The organism is Nocardia sp. NPDC127526 (assembly GCF_042672265.1).
Lineage (GTDB): Bacteria > Actinomycetota > Actinomycetes > Mycobacteriales > Mycobacteriaceae > Nocardia.
In genome coordinates, this window is sequence record NZ_JBHXVO010000022.1 from 105,758 (window position 1) to 122,469 (window position 16,712).

16 protein-coding genes are annotated in these 16,712 nt (G+C 67.7%); 8 read left to right on the forward strand and 8 right to left on the reverse strand.

The features are described 5' to 3' along the window. Positions 1 to 21: 21 nt before the first annotated feature. On the forward strand, positions 22 to 1,539 hold the full coding sequence (locus ACFVIV_RS28530; RefSeq protein WP_379201499.1) for a cytochrome P450: 1,518 nt from the start codon (positions 22 to 24) through the stop codon (positions 1,537 to 1,539). Between the two features lie 9 nt (positions 1,540 to 1,548). Further along, entirely contained in the window at positions 1,549 to 2,316 is a 768-nt protein-coding gene (locus ACFVIV_RS28535) for a TetR/AcrR family transcriptional regulator (protein WP_379201501.1), read from the forward strand. A 12-nt stretch (positions 2,317 to 2,328) separates the two neighbouring features. Here the strand turns inward: ACFVIV_RS28535 and ACFVIV_RS28540 are convergent, their stop codons facing one another. After that, positions 2,329 to 3,495, reverse strand: a complete 1,167-nt coding sequence (locus ACFVIV_RS28540) for a glycosyltransferase family 4 protein (protein ID WP_379201503.1) — start codon at positions 3,493 to 3,495, stop codon at positions 2,329 to 2,331. A 239-nt stretch (positions 3,496 to 3,734) separates the two neighbouring features. Between ACFVIV_RS28540 and ACFVIV_RS28545 the strand changes: the two genes are divergently transcribed. Continuing rightward, positions 3,735 to 3,941 carry a heavy-metal-associated domain-containing protein gene (locus tag ACFVIV_RS28545; RefSeq protein ID WP_379201505.1) on the forward strand — a complete coding sequence of 69 codons (207 nt, stop codon included), beginning with the start codon at positions 3,735 to 3,737 and terminating at the stop codon, positions 3,939 to 3,941. 81 nt (positions 3,942 to 4,022) lie between these two features. Next, the gene (locus ACFVIV_RS28550) at positions 4,023 to 5,396 is read left to right on the forward strand and encodes an MFS transporter (RefSeq protein ID WP_379201507.1); all 1,374 of its coding nucleotides are present in this window, start codon (positions 4,023 to 4,025) and stop codon (positions 5,394 to 5,396) included. 64 nt (positions 5,397 to 5,460) lie between these two features. Here the strand turns inward: ACFVIV_RS28550 and ACFVIV_RS28555 are convergent, their stop codons facing one another. Both ACFVIV_RS28555 and ACFVIV_RS28560 read right to left on the reverse strand, forming a co-directional pair. Then, the gene (locus ACFVIV_RS28555) at positions 5,461 to 6,837 is read right to left on the reverse strand and encodes a hypothetical protein (RefSeq protein ID WP_379201509.1); all 1,377 of its coding nucleotides are present in this window, start codon (positions 6,835 to 6,837) and stop codon (positions 5,461 to 5,463) included. 104 nt (positions 6,838 to 6,941) lie between these two features. After that, a complete protein-coding gene (locus ACFVIV_RS28560; RefSeq protein WP_379201511.1) occupies positions 6,942 to 8,609 on the reverse strand; it encodes a hypothetical protein in 1,668 nt (555 codons plus the stop codon). A gap of 261 nt (positions 8,610 to 8,870) precedes the next feature. On the opposite strand from ACFVIV_RS28560, the gene ACFVIV_RS28565 reads away from it, so the two are divergent. Genes ACFVIV_RS28565 through ACFVIV_RS28575 form a run of 3 tightly spaced genes read left to right on the forward strand, consistent with a single transcriptional unit; the run spans position 8,871 to position 10,761 of the window. Further along, positions 8,871 to 9,989: a sensor histidine kinase gene (locus ACFVIV_RS28565; protein ID WP_379201513.1), complete on the forward strand. Its 1,119-nt coding sequence runs from the start codon at positions 8,871 to 8,873 to the stop codon at positions 9,987 to 9,989. Further along, positions 9,986 to 10,645 carry a response regulator gene (locus ACFVIV_RS28570; RefSeq protein ID WP_379201515.1) on the forward strand — a complete coding sequence of 220 codons (660 nt, stop codon included), beginning with the start codon at positions 9,986 to 9,988 and terminating at the stop codon, positions 10,643 to 10,645. Before ACFVIV_RS28565 ends, ACFVIV_RS28570 begins: the two co-directional genes overlap by 4 nt. Next, on the forward strand, positions 10,642 to 10,761 hold the full coding sequence (locus tag ACFVIV_RS28575) for a class I SAM-dependent methyltransferase (RefSeq protein ID WP_379201556.1): 120 nt from the start codon (positions 10,642 to 10,644) through the stop codon (positions 10,759 to 10,761). Before ACFVIV_RS28570 ends, ACFVIV_RS28575 begins: the two co-directional genes overlap by 4 nt. A 9-nt stretch (positions 10,762 to 10,770) precedes the next feature. Here the strand turns inward: ACFVIV_RS28575 and ACFVIV_RS28580 are convergent, their stop codons facing one another. Then, entirely contained in the window at positions 10,771 to 11,166 is a 396-nt protein-coding gene (locus ACFVIV_RS28580; protein WP_379201517.1) for a RidA family protein, read from the reverse strand. Positions 11,167 to 11,316: 150 nt separating this feature from the next. Beyond that, positions 11,317 to 12,153: an oxygenase MpaB family protein gene (locus ACFVIV_RS28585; RefSeq protein ID WP_379201518.1), complete on the reverse strand. Its 837-nt coding sequence runs from the start codon at positions 12,151 to 12,153 to the stop codon at positions 11,317 to 11,319. Between the two features lie 83 nt (positions 12,154 to 12,236). Between ACFVIV_RS28585 and ACFVIV_RS28590 the strand changes: the two genes are divergently transcribed. Beyond that, positions 12,237 to 13,277: an AraC family transcriptional regulator ligand-binding domain-containing protein gene (locus ACFVIV_RS28590; protein ID WP_379201520.1), complete on the forward strand. Its 1,041-nt coding sequence runs from the start codon at positions 12,237 to 12,239 to the stop codon at positions 13,275 to 13,277. A gap of 13 nt (positions 13,278 to 13,290) precedes the next feature. Here the strand turns inward: ACFVIV_RS28590 and ACFVIV_RS28595 are convergent, their stop codons facing one another. The 3 genes from ACFVIV_RS28595 to ACFVIV_RS28605 are packed head-to-tail and all read right to left on the reverse strand — an operon-like array spanning position 13,291 to position 16,708. Continuing rightward, positions 13,291 to 14,553: a cation:proton antiporter gene (locus ACFVIV_RS28595; protein WP_379201522.1), complete on the reverse strand. Its 1,263-nt coding sequence runs from the start codon at positions 14,551 to 14,553 to the stop codon at positions 13,291 to 13,293. A gap of 25 nt (positions 14,554 to 14,578) precedes the next feature. Further along, complete coding sequence (locus ACFVIV_RS28600; RefSeq protein WP_379201524.1) at positions 14,579 to 15,358, reverse strand: alpha/beta fold hydrolase; 780 nt, start codon at positions 15,356 to 15,358, stop codon at positions 14,579 to 14,581. A gap of 30 nt (positions 15,359 to 15,388) precedes the next feature. Continuing rightward, complete coding sequence (locus ACFVIV_RS28605) at positions 15,389 to 16,708, reverse strand: hypothetical protein (protein ID WP_379201526.1); 1,320 nt, start codon at positions 16,706 to 16,708, stop codon at positions 15,389 to 15,391. Positions 16,709 to 16,712 lie beyond the last annotated feature (4 nt).

Sequence of the window (16,712 nt, forward strand, 5' to 3'; positions counted from 1 at the left end):
GCTCAGCAAGGGAGCCAGCTCATGGCCGATTCCTCGCGTTCGCTTTATCCGCCCAGGTGGGCGCCCACTTTTCTGCGGTGGCACGACACGCGCGTCGGGTGGTGGGAGTCGTGGCGGCTGGCGCTGGGGGTGATTCCGCGGGTGCGGGATCACACGGTGGTGGATTATGCGGCGAATCTGCCGGGGGCGGATGACGTACTGGTGGCGCGCGTGCCGTTCGCGCGGTTCGTCATCGTGCGGAGTCCGAAGTTGGCGCGGCAGGTGCTGGTGACCAATCAGAACAACTACATGAAGAGTCCGGAGTACGACATGCTCGCGGTGGCGTTCGGGCGGGGGCTGGTCACCGATCTGAACGAGGAACAGTGGCAACGGAATCGGCGGCTGGTGCAGCCGATCTTCGCCAAGCGCAATGTGGATGGGTTCGCGCCGGTCATGGTGGCGGCGGCCACCGAGGCCGTGGAACGCATTCGCGGGCTGGCGGCGGCGGACGGGGTCGTCGATGTGGGGGCCGAAATGAACCGGCTCACATTGGATATCACCTCGCGGACCATGTTCGGGACAGATATCACCGGGCCCATGTCGGAGGTGGTGCTGGAGCGGCTGCTGCGGTTCTTCGGGCGCGGGTTCATGACCAATCTCAGCCATCCGCTGCACAATATTTCGGCTTGGGTGCTGCAGCGGCGCGGGCGAACCGATCCTGCCAATTCCCGGTTGCCCATGCGAATCATGCGGACGGTGGGCTGGGTGATCGAGCCGCGGGCAATGCGTGATCTGCGGCATGCCGAGCGGGTGGTGGACGGGCTCATCGCCGACCATCGCGGCGGGCGGATCGATCGCAAGGACAATCTGCTGGCCCTGCTCATGGACGCCGCCGATCCCGAAACCGGTTACCGCTACAGCGATCAGGAGATCCACGACGAGCTGATGACCTTCATCGGCGCGGGAATGGAAACCACCGCAACGGCTTTGAGCTGGGTTTGGCAGCTGCTGTCCGAACATCCCGAGGCCCGCGACCGGCTGCGGCGGGAGGTGGCATCGGTGCTCGGCCCGCGCCCGGCCACCGCGGCGGATGTGGAGCGGCTGCCGTGGACGCAGGCGGTGGTCGCCGAGACCATGCGCCTGCTGCCGCCGGTGATCGGCCTGGCGCGCACCGCCAAGGGCCCGGATGAGCTGGGCGGCTATCGGATTCGACCGGGCGACACCGTCGCGGTCTTCCTGCACGGCCTGCACCACCAGCACGGAGTGTGGGAGCGGCCCGAGGAATTCGATCCGAGCCGGTTCCTGCCGGAGCACCTGGAACGCGAGCAGAAACGGGCCGCCATTCCGTTCGGCGCGGGCAAGCGCATGTGCGTCGCCTCGGGTTTCGCGAGCATGGAGGCGACCCTGGTGGTCGCCACCTTCGCACAGCACCTGGAATTCGACGCCGTATCACCCGAGCGGGTGCGGCGGCAGATCTCCTTCACCGGCGGCCCGGACGGCCCGCTGCCCATGCGCCCGCGCTTCCTGGCCCAGCCGCGCCGGACCGGCGCGGCCGTATAGTCGGATACCGTGAGACCGCCCCTCGACCTGCGACCGCATCGCCGGCGATCGGGCGGTCAGCGCTGGCACGAACACAATTCGGCGCGCCGGACCACCATCCTGGAAGCCGCGGTCGCGCTCATCGAGGAGCATCCGCCGGGCGCGGAGATCTCCACCGCGCAGATCGCCGACCGCGCCGGGCTGGCCCGCTCGGTCATCTACCGCCAGTTCGAGAACCGCGACGATCTGGACGCCTATGTCCGCGAGTTCGTATTCCAGCGCTACCTGGCGGAATTCGAGGCGATCCTGGTGCTGGATCCGGCCAAGACCGTCGAGCAGATCGTGTACGACATCATGCGCACCGTGGTGCGCTACGCCGCCGAGCATCCCAACCTGTACCGCTTCGCCCAGGTCGGGCCGCTGCCCGGCGCGGGCACGGCCACCGATACCGTCGCCACCTTCCGCCAGCACATTGCCGACACGCTGTGGCGGCGGTTCACGTCCTGGACCAGAGTGCTCGGCATCGACGTCGCGCCGTTTCACCCACTGGTGTACGGGCTGGTCGGCCTCGTCGAGGGCATCGTCACCGAATACCTCGGCCGCCCCGATGATTCCGGCCGGCCCGACCAGGAGGCCATCGCCCGCCTGCTCACCTCCTCCACCTGGTACCTGTTCGACGGCCATGCGCGCGAACTCGGCTACGCCTTCGACCGCGCGGCCACCGTCTCCAGCACGCTCGGCACCCTCTTCGCCGCCGCGGGCCGCACCGGCGCGGGCCCGGGCGGCGGCTCCGAGTGAACCGGGCGGCGGCTAGGCCAGGCTCTTGACCGCGCTCGATCCGCGTCGAATCACCCTGCCCGGCAGCAGAATCGGCAGCGACGGCGGTTGCGGGACGGTTTCCAGGGCCCGGTAGTAGACGCTCTCGTAACCGGAGCCGAGCTTGTCGACGCCGAACAGCCGCCGCACGCGCTCGCGGCAGGCATGCGGATCCAGGTCGCCGGCGCGCGCGATGGCATCGGGCAGCTCGGCCGGATCGTCGCAGATGATGCCGGTGACACCGTCTTCGAGCACCTCGGCCACCGCGCCGCCGCGCAGCGCCACCACGGGCGTGCCGCACACCATGGCCTCGATCATGACGATGCCGAAGGGTTCTTCCCATTGGATCGGGAAGAGCAGGCAGCGGGCCGAGGCCAGCAGTTCCCGCTTGGCCACCGCGTCGGCCTCGCCGTAGACCGAGTCCGAGTCGGTGAGCAGCGGCCGGATCCGCTCCTCGAAGTACGCCTTCTCCGGCGGCTCGTTCAGCTTGGCGGCCAGCACCAGCGGGATCCCGGCCGCGTGTGCGGCCGCGAGCGCCAGGTGCGGGCCCTTGTAGGGGGCGTAGCGGCCGAGGAACAACGCATAGTCCTCTTTTTTCGGGCGGAACGGCCATTCCTCGGGGCGCAGCGCATTGTGCACCCGTCCGATCCAATTGAAATCCGGTGTCAATTCCCGTTGCCGGTCGCTGATGGCCACGAGCTGCACACACTCGTCCAGCGAACGGTAGTAGTCGATCATATCGGGATCGTCGACCGGGCCGTGCGCGGTGACCACGGTGGGAATTCCCAGCTGACGATAAAAAGGAGCATTCATCGGACCGGCGAAGGTGTGGTCGTGCACGATATCCAAGGAATTCGTTCCGGCCAATTCCGCGATCGCTTTCTGCACCTTCATGGCGTGCACGACCTCGGGGTATGGCTGGCCGAGCCGTTCAGTGAGCGGATCCTGCCAGATTTGTACGAATTCTGCTTGAGTGCCCGATTTGCCGGATCCTAAGAGCGTGACACGGTGCCCGCGGTTCACCAATTCATCGGCCAGTTCGGCAACAATGGCCTCGATACCGCCGTAACCGGCGGGCGGAATGTCGAAATAGGGCGGGGCGACCATGGCGATATGCAGTGGGCGACCCTTAGCAGTGGAGCAGGAAAACGCCGAACTCATCGCAAATCTCCTCGTCTTTGAGGGGCGAAAGAAATAGAAATCTCCCCCACCATTGCAGCAGCCGCGAGAGTTATCAAGACCACACGCCAGACAATTGTCACTGCCGCACTACAGACCGGCCGCCGCGCGGCGACCGCGCGTCAAGGGCCCCGGACACCCGAACGCGATCTTGCGCTAGATACCCTAGGGGGGTATGGTTCCTTTCGTCGCCGACCGGCGATCACGAGAAAGGGATCTCCATGAGCACCACCTCCGTCACCGTGACCGGCATGACCTGCGGCTGCTGCGCCAACTCCGTCAGCAAGGAGGTCGGCAAGCTGCCCGGTGTCACCGGCGTGGATGTCGACTTCGTCAGTGGCCGTGTCTCATTCGACAGCGAGCGCCCCGTGGACCGGGAGTCGATCGCGACCGCCGTGAGCACCGCCGGTTACCAGCTCGCCGACTGACGTCGACAGCCCACCGGCCGCCCGAAAGCGGCTGGTGGGCAGGCGGATTCGTACGAGCACGAACTTCAGGACGAAACTCTCATGATCACTTCCCTGTTCACCCACCGCGATTACCTGCGGCTGTTCACCGCCCAGGTGTCGGCCCTGTTCGGCACCGGTTTGACCACCGTCGCACTGGGACTGCTCGCCTACGAACTCGCCGGCGCGGACGCCGCCGCCGTGCTCGGCACCGCGCTCACCATCAAAATGCTGGTCTACGTCACGGTCGCGCCGATTGTCGGCGCCTACGCCGATCGCTTCCCGCGCCGGCTGTTCCTGGTGTCGCTCAACGCGATTCGCGCCGCGGTCGTGCTGGCGCTGCCGTTCATCGACCAGATCTGGCAGATCTACCTGCTCATCGCGATCCTGCAGACCGCCTCGGCCGCCTTCACCCCGACCTATCAGGCCGTGATCCCCGACATCCTGCCCGATGAGCGCGACTACACCCGGGCGCTGTCGGCCGCGCAGCTGGCGGCGACCATGGAGACCCTGCTCAGCCCCATGCTGGCCGCGGCCGCGCTGACCCTGATCAGCTTCCACTGGCTGTTCGTCGGCACCGCCATCGGCTTCGTCATCTCGGCCGCACTGGTGATCGGCACCCGCATCCCGAATGCCACCGCCAAGACCGAGGGCAGCTTCCGCGAGCGGATCACCGTCGGCATGCGGATCTTCGCCGCCACCCCGCGCCTGCGCGGACTGCTCGGGCTGAACCTGGTGGTCGCGGCCGCCGGCTCGGTGATCATGGTCAATACCGTCAACTATGTGCGCGACACCCTGGGCGGAACACAGTCCGGTGTGGCGATGCTCTTGGCCGCCAATGGATTCGGCACCATGCTCGTCGCGCTGTCGCTGCCCCGCGTGCTGGATCGCGTCGGCGCCCGGCCGGTCATGCTGACCGGCGCGGCCACGCTGCTCGCCGGACTCGGCGCCGGCATCGCGCTGTCGACCGCCGGATCGGGCGACTGGCGCTGGGCCGCGGCCATCGCGGTGTGGTCGGTGATCGGCGCGGGCACCGCGGCCATTCTCACCCCGACCGGTCAGGTGCTGCGACGCTCCTCGCGGGCCGCCGACCGCCCGGCGCTGTTCGCCGCGCAGTTCTCGCTCTCGCACCTGGCCTGGCTGCTCACCTATCCGATCGCCGGATGGCTCACCACCGCAGCCGGTTTCACCGCAACCTGGGTGACGCTGGCGGCGCTCGCCGCGGCCGGTGTCACGGTGGCGGCGCGCATGTGGCCGGGCGAGGATCCGGCCGAGATCACCCACCTGCACGCGGCCGGCACCATCGACCCGGCCCGGCTGGGCGATGCCGAACTCGTGGGCGAGGGTCTCTACCGGCACACCCACGTGTACGTGATCGACGCCGAGCACCCGCGCTGGCCCGCGCGGGAGGCCCGGCAGCTCGCCCTCGCCGCGTGACGGACGCGGGCGGCGGATACCCGCGACGGCGGGCGCGGATCGGACCCGCGCCCGCCGTTGTCGGCTAGAAGCCCGTCGGCGAAACCCGGCCCGACTGGATGGGCCGCACCACCGGCGCGCCCGACCCGCGTTCGCCCGCCGCGTGCATCCGGGCCCAGCGCCCGCGCACCGCTTCCTTGGTGGCCGGGCGCACGCGGTACAGCAGGGCGATCCCGCCCGCACAGCCGATGGTGATGGCCAGGGCGACCACGCCGGGCGCGACCGCCATGACCGGTTCGGTGGGGCGGTACCAGGTCGGCGAATAGGCCACCCGCTCGAAATCCCTGCCCCACAGGGCGACCGCGGCCGAGGGCACGAACAGCACCGCGATGCACAGCGGCGGAATGCTGGGGAACAACGGGGTCGCCGCGCCCAGGCAGTAGCCGCCGACGAAAGCCACGGCCGTGCCGCTGAGCACGGCCGTGAACGTGCCGTGCACGCCGGTGAGCACCGTGACGATCGAGCCGACCGCCAGCGCCGCCGTCACCCCGGCCGCCACCAGCGGCAGCCCGCGCCGATATCCGACCAGCAGGCCGAGCGCGATGGCCGCCACGAAGACGAGGACCGCCCAGTCGGGCCGGGGCACAGTGATCGGGGTGCTGCCCGCCGCGGCGAAGGCCACCATGAGCAGTAACAGCATGCCGTCCCGCCCGGGCAGGATGAGCGCCCCCGCGATGGCGGCCAGCACGATGAGCACCACGCCCACGCACAGCACCCGCATGTCGTAGCCGTCCTGCGCGAACCATTCCGAGGTGAGCAGGATGGCCGGGAACACGATCCCCGCCGCCAGAATCGGCCGCAGCGGAATCACATCCACCAGCCTGCGCACCGGAGCCGGCCGATGCCGGTACAGCAGCGCACACGCCCCCGCCAGCACGGCGAGCACGGCCACCGAGGCCGCATGCGGCGAATCGAGCAGGAACCGGTCCAGGAACGAGGGCTCCTCCCCCGCCGTCGGCGAAGGCGTGAAATCACCGATCAGAATGCCGGTCAGCGCACCCAGCAAAAAGGCGCTCGCAGTCGTCCGCCGATACCACGACAGCGTGCCCACCAACCCCATGAGCGCCCCCGCCCACAGCGAATCAACATAGGTGAGCGCCGACTGCGACCCGATCTCATTGCTCCACAGCACCTGATTGCCCAGCAGCGCCACCGCGACCAGCATGGCGGTAATCCACGCCGAGGCCACGCTCATCATCACGGCGAAGACGGCGGCGAGCACCGCCACGAACGCGGCGGCCGTCGTAGCCCGGGGCACATTGAAAACCGCCAGGTCAACCCAGGGAGCCGAAGCCTCCGAGGAATCGAGGGTGGGGTCGATCGGCACCATGACCGTGAGCCCGGCGAGCACGGCCGCCAGGCACACCGCTACAGCTTCGAGCGCTTCCCGCAGACGCCGCACCTCACCACAATGGCCCACTCCGGACAATTCGGCAATCGCTGGTTACGTCTCTCACCAGCTCAGACGCTCAGCAGCGACTCAATGGCAATCAGATTGCCGCCTGATCAGCCGAGGCTGCGGATGAACAACGCCAACTGCCAGCCGCTGTGATCCGGCTGCCCGTCATTCTGGGTGCGGGCGGCCCCAATCGTGTCGATGTGGTTGTATCCCGGCAGCGTGACCACGTGCGCCAATGCCGGAGTCGGAAAGAACGTGCCGGTGGCGGGCGGCACCGGACTGTCTCCCGCCCAGGCCACGAAGTTGGGCTTCAGCCGGCTCATGCCGTGATACCGCAGGACAGCGCGATCACCACTGCGGGCGCCGCCGAACCCGGCGGCGATATCGGTGACCAGCCGCAGCGGGAAATAGGTCTCCCAGTACGCGCTGGGCCCGCCGCTCGCCAATTGCCGTGCCACATCGCGGATATCGGCGACCTCATGATTGGGCGAGGTGTACGGGATACCGGTGACGTCGTCATAGTTGCGCCAGGTATAGAGCGCGGTGCGGTCGGTGGGCGCCACGCGCCGCTGCGGTCCCGCGGTGATGCGCAGGAAGTTGCCCAGCAGCGGAAGCTGAGTTAGCTCGCCCGGATTGGGAAAGCTCTTGTCCTGCACCGGACCTCCCGCCAGCGCACCCACACCCTGCTGGAAGAGGGAGAAGTTGGAGGAGTTGTTGTCGATGAGCACGCCCAGCAGCGCGGTATTGGTGAAGCGGTAGTCGCGCAGCGAGCCGGAGCCGTCCGCGCCATTGGTCACCCAGGCGGCCCAGGTGGGCGCTCCCAGCGTGCCGAGCGTGCCGTCGATGTCCAGATCACGCGGAAGATGCGCCAGCAGTTGACTTTCGCCGTCGGGGTCCAAGTGCGCGGCCAGTCCGGCCAGGCGCAGCAGGACGAAGGCGCGGGTGCCGAGTCCGGGCATGGACCCGAAGGTGCGCGGCAGCGCGTTCAGCCGGAAGCCGTTCTGCAATACCGAATCCAAAGGCCCGACAATGGCATTGGTGAGATCGTGCAGAAACGGAGTGTTCTGAATGGCGACCGGATCGGACGAGATCATCGAATCCTGGGCGGCGAACGCGACGCACTGATCGGCCCCTGGCCGGCCGTCGAAGTCCCAATCGGAGAAGAACCCGGTGACCAAGCCGCCCAGGGAGATTCCGGTGCAGACGAACTTGCGCTGCCGCTCGGCGTGCTCCGGAATCTCGTGCAGCATCACCTCGTACTGATCACGCACGACGCGATCGAGTCCCATGAAGTCGAGCACCGGCAGATCCGCTGGAGCCTTGAAGCCCGCGAAACGCTCACCGTCGATGGGCATCCCATTGAAGTAGTAGTCGACCGCATCGAGATAGTTGCCGGTTTCCAGCGCGTAGTCGAAGCCACGGGTTTCATCCAGGCAAGTGCTGCGGCGGGCCAGCGCCCAGTACTCGATCCGCTGCCCCTGGGCCAGCGCCGAGTGCACGGTATTGAAAGCCACACTGTCGGAATTGACCGCGCCGCCGTGCAATCCCTGCTGCTGGATCACCACGTGCTCGGCGTCGCGGGCGTCCGCGGGACCGTCGGCGGGGCGATACCGCAGCATGCCCACCCGATCGCAGCTCGCGGGGTGCGCCGGTGCGTTCGCGGGTAGCGGCAGCGCGAAACTCACATAGGAGGTGGTGATTCCGTCCCGGGTGGAGAGCACCTGCTCCTGCCGATCGCTCGCCGCACTCACCGGTTCCGGTTCGGCGGTGGCCACCCCCGCACACCCACCCGCACACGCCACTGTGACCACTGCTGACAGGAGCGCGGCCCGGCGGACAACCTTGATCATATCCTGCAACGCTGCCAGTCGATTTCCTTGTCTACCAGAGGAAATAGCACGAAGAACCGCCTGTGCAACCAGTCACAGTGCCCAAATCCGCGGCCGCGACGAGAGCGGGTCTACCGCCGCCGCGGTAGCCGCGTGCTCCTGCGTGAGCAGGACGCGCCCGCGCGCCCGCCCGGATAGGGTGCACACATGAGCTGGGGACGAATCGGTCTCGGAGACGTGGCGATCGCCCTCGGTGTGGCGGGGGTCGTGCTGGTCGCCGGGCTGTCCGGGCAGCACTCCCCGTCCGGTCCCGCGATCCTCGGCCCGCTGGGCTACGCCTTGCTGGTGTGCAGCGGTCTGGCGCTGGTGGCGCGCCGCACGGCTCCGATCGCCGTCCTGGGAGCAACCGGATTGTGCGCCTTGGGCTATCAGGCCGCCGGTTTCGATGTCCCGGCGGTCGCGTTCGTCTTCGCGGTGTACGCCGCGGTGCGGGCGGGTCATCGGCTGGTCACGCTGGCGGTGTCGGTGGCCATGCTGGCGGCGCTGCCGCTCGCGGCGCTGGCCGCGCTGCACGATACGGGCGCGGCGTTCGCGCAGGCCCGCGGCGCGCTCGAGATCGCCTGGCTGATCGCGGCGGGTGCGGCGGGTGAGGCGCTGCGGCAGGCCGAGCGGCGGGCCGACGAGGCCGAGCGCACCCGGGAGGAGACCGCGCGCCGTCGCGCCGACGAGGAGCGGCTGCACATTGCGCGGGAGCTGCATGATTCGCTCACGCACCAGATTTCGGTGATCAAGGTGCAGTCCGAGGCCGCCGTGCACGTGGCCCGCAAACGGGGTGAGGAGGTGCCGGAGGCATTGCTGGCGATCCGGGAGGCCGGGCGGGAGGCGGCGCGGGAGCTGCGCGCCACCCTGGAGGCATTGCGCGATGACGGGTCCGAGCCGCGGCACGGGCTCGAGCAGGTTCCGGAGCTGGTGGAACGCGCCCGCACAACGGGATTGGATGCGACGCTGACCATTGCGGGTCAGCGGCAGGATGTGCCGGTGGCGGTGGATCGCACCGTGTACCGGATCGTGCAGGAGTCGCTGACCAATATCGCCCGCCATGCCGCCGCGGACACGGCCTCGGTCCGAATCGATTACCGCCCGGACACTTTGGTCGTCCAGGTCGACGATGACGGCATGGGGGCCAAGGATCGCGCGCCCTCGGCCGGCGTCGGGCTGCTCGGTATGCGCGAACGGGTCACCGCGCTGGGCGGGCGGCTGCGAGCCGCGCCGCGCGTCGAAGGCGGATTCAGCGTCTGCGCCGAACTTCCCGTGGAGCGGCCGTGATTCGCGTTCTATTGGTCGACGATCAGCCGCTGATTCGCAGTGGTTTCCGCGCCCTGCTCGATATCGAGGACGATATCGAGGTGGTGGCCGAGGCCTCGGACGGGGCCGAGGGCGTGGCGCTGGCCCGGGAGCATCTGCCCGATATCGCGCTCATCGATATCCAGATGCCGGGCGTGGACGGCATCGAGGCCACCCGCCGTATCGCGGCGGACCCGGAGCTGGCCGCGATGCACGTCGTCATCCTCACCAACTACGGCCTGGACGAGTACGTCTTCGACGCGCTGCGTGCCGGTGCGGCCGGGTTCCTGGTGAAGGACATTCAGCCGGAGGACTTCCTGCACGCCATCCGGGTGGCCGCGCGCGGTGATGCGCTTCTTGCTCCGTCGATCACGCGCAAACTCATCGACCGATACGTCACGCAGCCGCCGCACACCGGGGCCGCGGCATTGCACGATCTGACTGCTCGCGAACGCGAGGCCGTCATCCTGGTCGCGCGGGGCCTGTCCAACGACGAGATCGCCGCCCACATGGTCATCACCCCGCTGACCGCGAAAACCCACATCAACCGGGCCATGACCAAACTGCATGCCCGCGATCGCGCCCAGCTCGTCGTTCTCGCATATGAATCCGGCCTGATCGTTCCGCGCGGATCCTGACGCCCCGCCAGGCCGACCTCGCCCGCATCATCGAGGATGCGGGCTGGGGCCGGGTGCAGTGGCGGAACCTGACCTTCGGGGTGGCCGCCATGCATCGTGCGGTCAATCCGGGCTGAGCGGGCGGATCAGTCGACGGCGGTGCCCTCGAGTTCGATCATCTGGCCGGGGATGGCGAGCCGGGTGACGCCGAGCATCGTGGTCGCGGGCGCCACTCCGGCCGCGCCCAAGCGCGCGGCCAGCACGCCGTAATGCTGGAAGAGCAGGTCGACGTCGGTGGTGTAGACATTGAGCCGGACCAGGTTCGCGAGCGCCATGCCGGCCTCTTTCAGCACGGCCTCCAGATTGTCGAGGCTCAGCGCCAGCTGTGCCGCCATATCGCCGTCGTGCTGCGGCTCGCCCTCGGCGCTCATGGCGGTCTGGCCGGAGCAGTACAGGGTCCGGGACTGCCCGGAGACCAGCTCGGCCTGGTTGAATCCCATTGCCAGCGACCACGACACCGGGTTGACAGCCGTTCGTTCCACTACCACATCAGTTCCGTTCGATTCGTTGAAACACGGGCGCCCAACGGCCGGGTGGCCGCTGTCGGTGACGCCGTAGCAGCAAGCGTTCCAGCGAATCACGACATCTTGTGTCAGGTATTCCGAGGCAATTTCCGACTGCGTGCCGGACCGTCAGACCAATGGCTTTCCGGTGCGCATGCGGCGGCGCAGATCCCACAGGCAGAGGTTCACCGGCAGCAGGCGAATCGGTTTGGGTGCGTGGACGACGACTGCTCCGAGCAGCCGCAGGAAGCGATCGAATCGCCGTTGCTGTGCCGGTGTCCAGGTCATGTTCAATTGCGCGCGGAGTTCGGCCGGGAGCAGGCCGGTGACCAGGTAGCGGTGAAACCGGGCGCAGAGGAAGCGCAGTGGGCGCGGGAGCATGGCGAGGTCGATCAGGCCGTCGAAGTAGTCACGGATCACCGGATCGATATGGGCGCGGGCCAGACCGGCTTGCCAGTACTGCTCGAAGGCGGTCCGGTCGGCCGGCCACATGGCCGACGGCACTTGGAGCGTGGTGGCCAGGCGGGAGCAGTGCCGGTAGAGCGGGTCGGCGATCGCCTGGTCCAGGGTTCCGCCCCGGAATTTCTCCAGGATGTCGAGGTAGCCGCGGTACAGGCAGGCCGCGACCCATAGTTGCAGTTCGCGGTCGAAGGCGTTGTAGCGCACCGGGCTCGACGGCGTGGACCGGACGAACCGGTGCTGCGCGTCGACGGCGGCGCGATAGGCGGCGCGCTCGGCATCGGTCCCCATGGTCGCCACGGCCAGATAGGTGAGGGTCGTGCGCAGCCGCTTGAAGGGGTGGCGATCCACCCGGCCGCTCTCGACGGTGCTCTCGTAGACCCCGTACCCGACCGGCGGCAGGCTCAATTGCATGATGACATTGGCCATTCCGCCGAGGAATGCGGCGATTCCGTAGATGTGGTCCGCAATGCGGAACTCGGCCGATTCGTCCGGCGGCTGGCTCATACGCAGACCTCGAATCGTCTCGGGTGGCTACGAATTCCGGCCAACTTCTTGCCCGCATTGGCCAGACGGCGTTCCATTGTGACGTGGCGTGCTGGGATCGGCGGCGAACGGTAGCGTTTTCGGCGATTCTCGTCGAGACGGGCAGGGATCGGGGCCTCGAACTGGACGAATGCTTGAGAGATACCGGCATTTCGCCCACGGTGTTGGCCACGCCCGGCGCCGAGATAACCGCCGCCCAGGAAATCGCCCTGGTGCGCAATATCGTGAAAGCCTTCGACGACCGCCCGGGCCTCGGAATCGAGGTCGGCGCAAGAACTCCCGTCACCTCCGCCGGTATTTTCGCCCTGGCCCTGATGAGCAGCCCCACCCGCCGCTCCGCCGTCGAATTCACCATGCGCTATTTCAACCTGATCATCTCCTTCGCCAATGCCTGGCACCTCGACCGCGGCGACGAAGTATGGATCTACTTCGACGATTCCGAAGTCCCCGCCGACATCCGCGGTTTCCTCCTCGAACGCGACGTCGCCGCCATGCACTCCAACTGGATGCACGCCTTCGGCGCCCCCGCTCCCGTCCTGCGCGCCGAAATCGGCGCCGACCTCCGCCCCCGCCTCCAACACGTCCTGGACCACTTCGAAATCCCCGCCACCGACTGCGACGGCCCCCACCTGGCGGTCTTCGACGCCACCGGCTTCGACGAACCGATGCCGCAAGCGAGTCCCCTCACCGCCGCCCTGTTCGAGCAGGAGTGCGCCGACCTCCTCCGCCGCCGCAATATGGACCGCGGCATGGCCGGCACCGTCCGCAACGTCCTCCTCCACCGCATAGGCGGCCGAGTCACCCAAGACGAGGTAGCCTCCGCCCTCCACCTGAGCCTCCGCACCATGCGCCGCCGCCTGGCCGAAGAAGGCACCTCCTACCGCCAGGTCACCTCCGAAATCTACGGCGGCCTGGCCGAAGACCTCCTCGAATCCGGCCTAACCGTAGAAGAGGTAGCCCACCGCCTCGGCTACTCCGGCGCCTCCAGCTTCTCCGCCGCCTTCCGCCAATGGCGCGGCATCTCCCCCGGCCGCTACGCCCGCGGCATAACCGAAACCCTCCGCCGCACCACCCCCTCGCGTTAGCCCACCGAACTGCCTAGACTGCGCGTCTGAGTTCATCGCTGCCCGATGGTTGAGGGTGGGTGGGGGCGGCGGGGGTGTCCGGGGTGGGGCGGAAGAGGGATAGGAGGGGGCCGGTGGCGGCTGTGGTTACGAGGGCCATGACGAGCATTAGGGCGTAGAAGGTTTCGTCGATTATGCCTACTTGGAGGCCTACGGTGAGGATTACTACTTCGGTTAGGCCGCGGGTGTTGAGGAGGATGGCTATGGTGCGGGCTTCGGGGTGGTCGATGCCGGCGGCGCGGGCGCCGAGGTAGCCGCCGCCTGTTTTGGAGGCGATGGCTACGAACAGGACCGCGATCAGGATGAGGGCGGCTGTGGTGTCGACGGTTTGGAGGACGACGCTGTAGCCGGCCAGGACGAAGTAGATGGGCATGAGGAGGTCGGCTACGGCGGTGAATTGGGCGGTGATGGTCTGGGGTTCGCGGGTGAGGCCGGCTCGGGGGAAGGCTATGCCGAAGGCGAAGGCGCCGAAGGCGAAATGCAGGCCCATCCATTCGGTGGCGGCGCAGGAGACGGCCAGGAGGAGGGCGATGACGGGCAGGGTGGGGCTGGGGTCGCGCCAGGAGCGGCTCTTGCCTTCGGCGGCCACCATGCGGCGTAGTAGGGGGCGGACCACGAAGACCAAGGCCAGGATGTAGGCGGGCAGGAACACCATGCGCCAGCCGTGTGCGCTCTGGGTGCCGGCGGCCGCGGCGATGACCGCCAGGGCTATCCAGGCGACGGCGTCGCCCAGGGCGGCGACGGCGAAAGCCATTCTGCCCGCGAAGGTTCCGTCCAGGCGGGTGTCGGCGAGGATGCGGGCCAGGACCGGCATGGCGGTCACGGACATGGCGACGGCGACGAAGGCGACGAAGGCCGCGGGTGAGCCGGGGCCGTGGCGGGCGGCCAGGGGCAGGGCGAGCAGGGTGCCCGCGATCAGGGGGACGCCCACCGAGCCCATTGCTATGACGATGGGGCGGCCGCGACGCCGCCACACGTCGGCGAAGTCGAGTTCGAAGCCCATGACGAACATGAAGGCCGCCAGGCCGACCGCCGCCACCGCGGCCAGCAGGGATTTCTGCTGGCCGGGGAAGAGATCGTCGCGCACCATCGGGATGGCGCCGAGGGCTACGCCGGCGAGGATCTCCCCCACCACCGGTGGCTGATGGATGCGGCGGCAGAGGATCCCGACCACGCGCGCGGCGGCCAGCACGACGGCGATGCTGAGAAAGAAGGCTGTGGTGCTGTTGCTCGTCACGAGATCGTCTGCCAAACCGCTGGATTCAGGCTTCCCGCAGGAAGGCGGAGATGAGTTTACGCACCGCCGGCGAGCCGACGATGTCGAAATGATCGGCGCCGTCGATCAATTCGAGAGTGGACCCGGGCCACGCGGCGTACAGGGCCTCGCCGTTGGCCGGCGGCACGTAATCGTCCTTGGCGCCGTGGATGACCAGCGCCGGCACGTCGACCGCCTTGGCGTTCTCCGAGGGCGAGAAGACCTCCCACACGTCCGCGCCCAGCCGTTCCTCGATGGCCGCCGCCAGCTCGTCGAGCTGATCTTGCTCGATGGGCATGAAGTCGGCCATCTTGTCGACCAGGAACCGCATGGTCGCCGGCGCCGAGATCGATACGAACGCCTTCGCGCGCAGCCCCTCACGCCACGCGGACAGCGACCACAGCGATCCGAGCGAATGCCCGACCACGGCGTGCAGTTCCGGGAACTGCCCGGCGATGGCCCGGATCACCTCGCGCACTTCGATGGGATCGGTGCTGTCGCCGAGCGCCTCGCCGTGCGCGGGCGCGTCGAACAGCACCACCTGATAGCCCTGTTCCAGCAGGTCCTCGGCAATGGCGGTCATGCTGCCCAGATTGCTGCGGACCCCGTGCACGTGCAGCACGGTGGGTCCGCTGCCGGCCTGGTAGTACTTGTAGGCCTTGCCGTCCACCTTGATGGTGTGCGACTGGCAGCGGCCGAGGAACTCCTTGGTGGCCGGATCGTGCGGCAGTTTGGCGATCCGGAACCATTCGCGCACCAGGCGGCTGGTTTCGACGACACGGGTCATAGGGCCAATCCTTCTGTGAGAGAGCGTCGTTCAGTGTGAGAGTGCATCGAGATACTGCTTCGCGCGAGCCGGAAGCACATACTCCCCCTCCTTCTCGATCCGCTCGTACAGACGCTCGACCCGCTCGTAGTGGTCGTCGAGGTTCTGGTCCAGCAGGTGGTACTCGGACTTGTTGTAGACCCCGAACTGAAGATCGGTCATCAACCCGAAAGGGTTAATGTCCTCAGTGTGCCTGCCGCCGAAGACCAGCCGCAGGAACTCGTCGATGTCCTCGTAACCCAAGGTGGCGAGCAGGAATTCGAGCGAGGCCCGCTTCCGCTTGATCTGGTGATCGCGCTCCGCGGGATCGACGATGAAATCGAGCCCGCTGGTCATGCCGGCCGGATAGTGCACCCGGTTGAAGCAGCGGAAGTCGATGGTCAGCCGATCCTTGGGCGAACTCGGCAGCGTGCCGTCGCCGTGCGCGCGGTAGTTGTCGAACACCAGCGCGTCACCGATGCGGGAGTCGCAGTAATAGCCCGGTGACGGCGTATCCGCGTACTTCTTCGACCAGTACTTGGCCATGAGGAAATCGCGCACGGTGGGCAGGTCGATCTCCGACAGCTTGCCCTCCAGGAACAGGTAGAGGGCCTTGTCGACCGCGGCCTTCTCCTCGCTGTCCAAACCGTATTCGAGCATCTTCTCGTAGACGAACTGCAGGTTGGGCGCCTCCTGTTCGGCTTCCTCGAAGATGACGAACGGCTGCCGGTCCAGCGGCGTCGGGGTCAGCGCGGTGTGGAAGCTGCGGTATTCGGTGGGGAACCCGAGCTGCTTCTTCACCAGCGACGGAATCTGCAGTGCGATACCGCTGGCCGCGTGCGTGCCGTAGGACCGTTTGTTGGCGGTGACCACGAAGGCGTTCACCACCGCGGTCTCCACCTCCGGAAAATGCTTGTGCACGATCTCCTGGTTGAGGTCGTAGAAGCGTTTCGCCGAGGGGATGAACAGCACGCAGTTCTCGAACATGGTCGACAACGGGAAGTAATTGCCGATCGAGGCTTCCGCGTAGCTCTCCTGAATGACGGCCTGGCACCGCAATTGCCGCGCCAGATTGTCGGCGAGATCGTCGTCGAGATTCATCTGCTCGACCACGGTCGGCGTCGACTCCGGATAGAAGGCGCACGGATTGAGCGCCCGGTTGGGCGGCAGCCGCAGCGCCACTTCCGCGGCGTCCACCGGGTATTTGTCCAGCACCGGCACGAGCTTGTCGGCATGCGCGGCGGCGGACGAGTGCAGGAAGGTCCCGCTCTTCTGATAGGTGCCGGTCATGGCCGCGGAAAGGGCCTGATCCTGATCCAGCGTGTCACTCATGACG

Excerpts from the sequence above, each read along its gene's own strand:
- ACFVIV_RS28545 (WP_379201505.1), top strand. The coding sequence starts at position 3,735 with ATGAGCACCACCTCCGTCACCGTGACCGGCATGACCTGCGGCTGCTGC.
- ACFVIV_RS28540 (WP_379201503.1), bottom strand. The coding sequence starts at position 3,495 with ATGAGTTCGGCGTTTTCCTGCTCCACTGCTAAGGGTCGCCCACTGCAT.
- ACFVIV_RS28600 (WP_379201524.1), bottom strand. The coding sequence starts at position 15,358 with ATGACCCGTGTCGTCGAAACCAGCCGCCTGGTGCGCGAATGGTTCCGG.
- ACFVIV_RS28565 (WP_379201513.1), top strand. The coding sequence starts at position 8,871 with ATGAGCTGGGGACGAATCGGTCTCGGAGACGTGGCGATCGCCCTCGGT.
- ACFVIV_RS28585 (WP_379201518.1), bottom strand. The coding sequence starts at position 12,153 with ATGAGCCAGCCGCCGGACGAATCGGCCGAGTTCCGCATTGCGGACCAC.
- ACFVIV_RS28605 (WP_379201526.1), bottom strand. The coding sequence starts at position 16,708 with ATGAGTGACACGCTGGATCAGGATCAGGCCCTTTCCGCGGCCATGACC.
- ACFVIV_RS28530 (WP_379201499.1), top strand. The coding sequence starts at position 22 with ATGGCCGATTCCTCGCGTTCGCTTTATCCGCCCAGGTGGGCGCCCACT.
- ACFVIV_RS28550 (WP_379201507.1), top strand. The coding sequence starts at position 4,023 with ATGATCACTTCCCTGTTCACCCACCGCGATTACCTGCGGCTGTTCACC.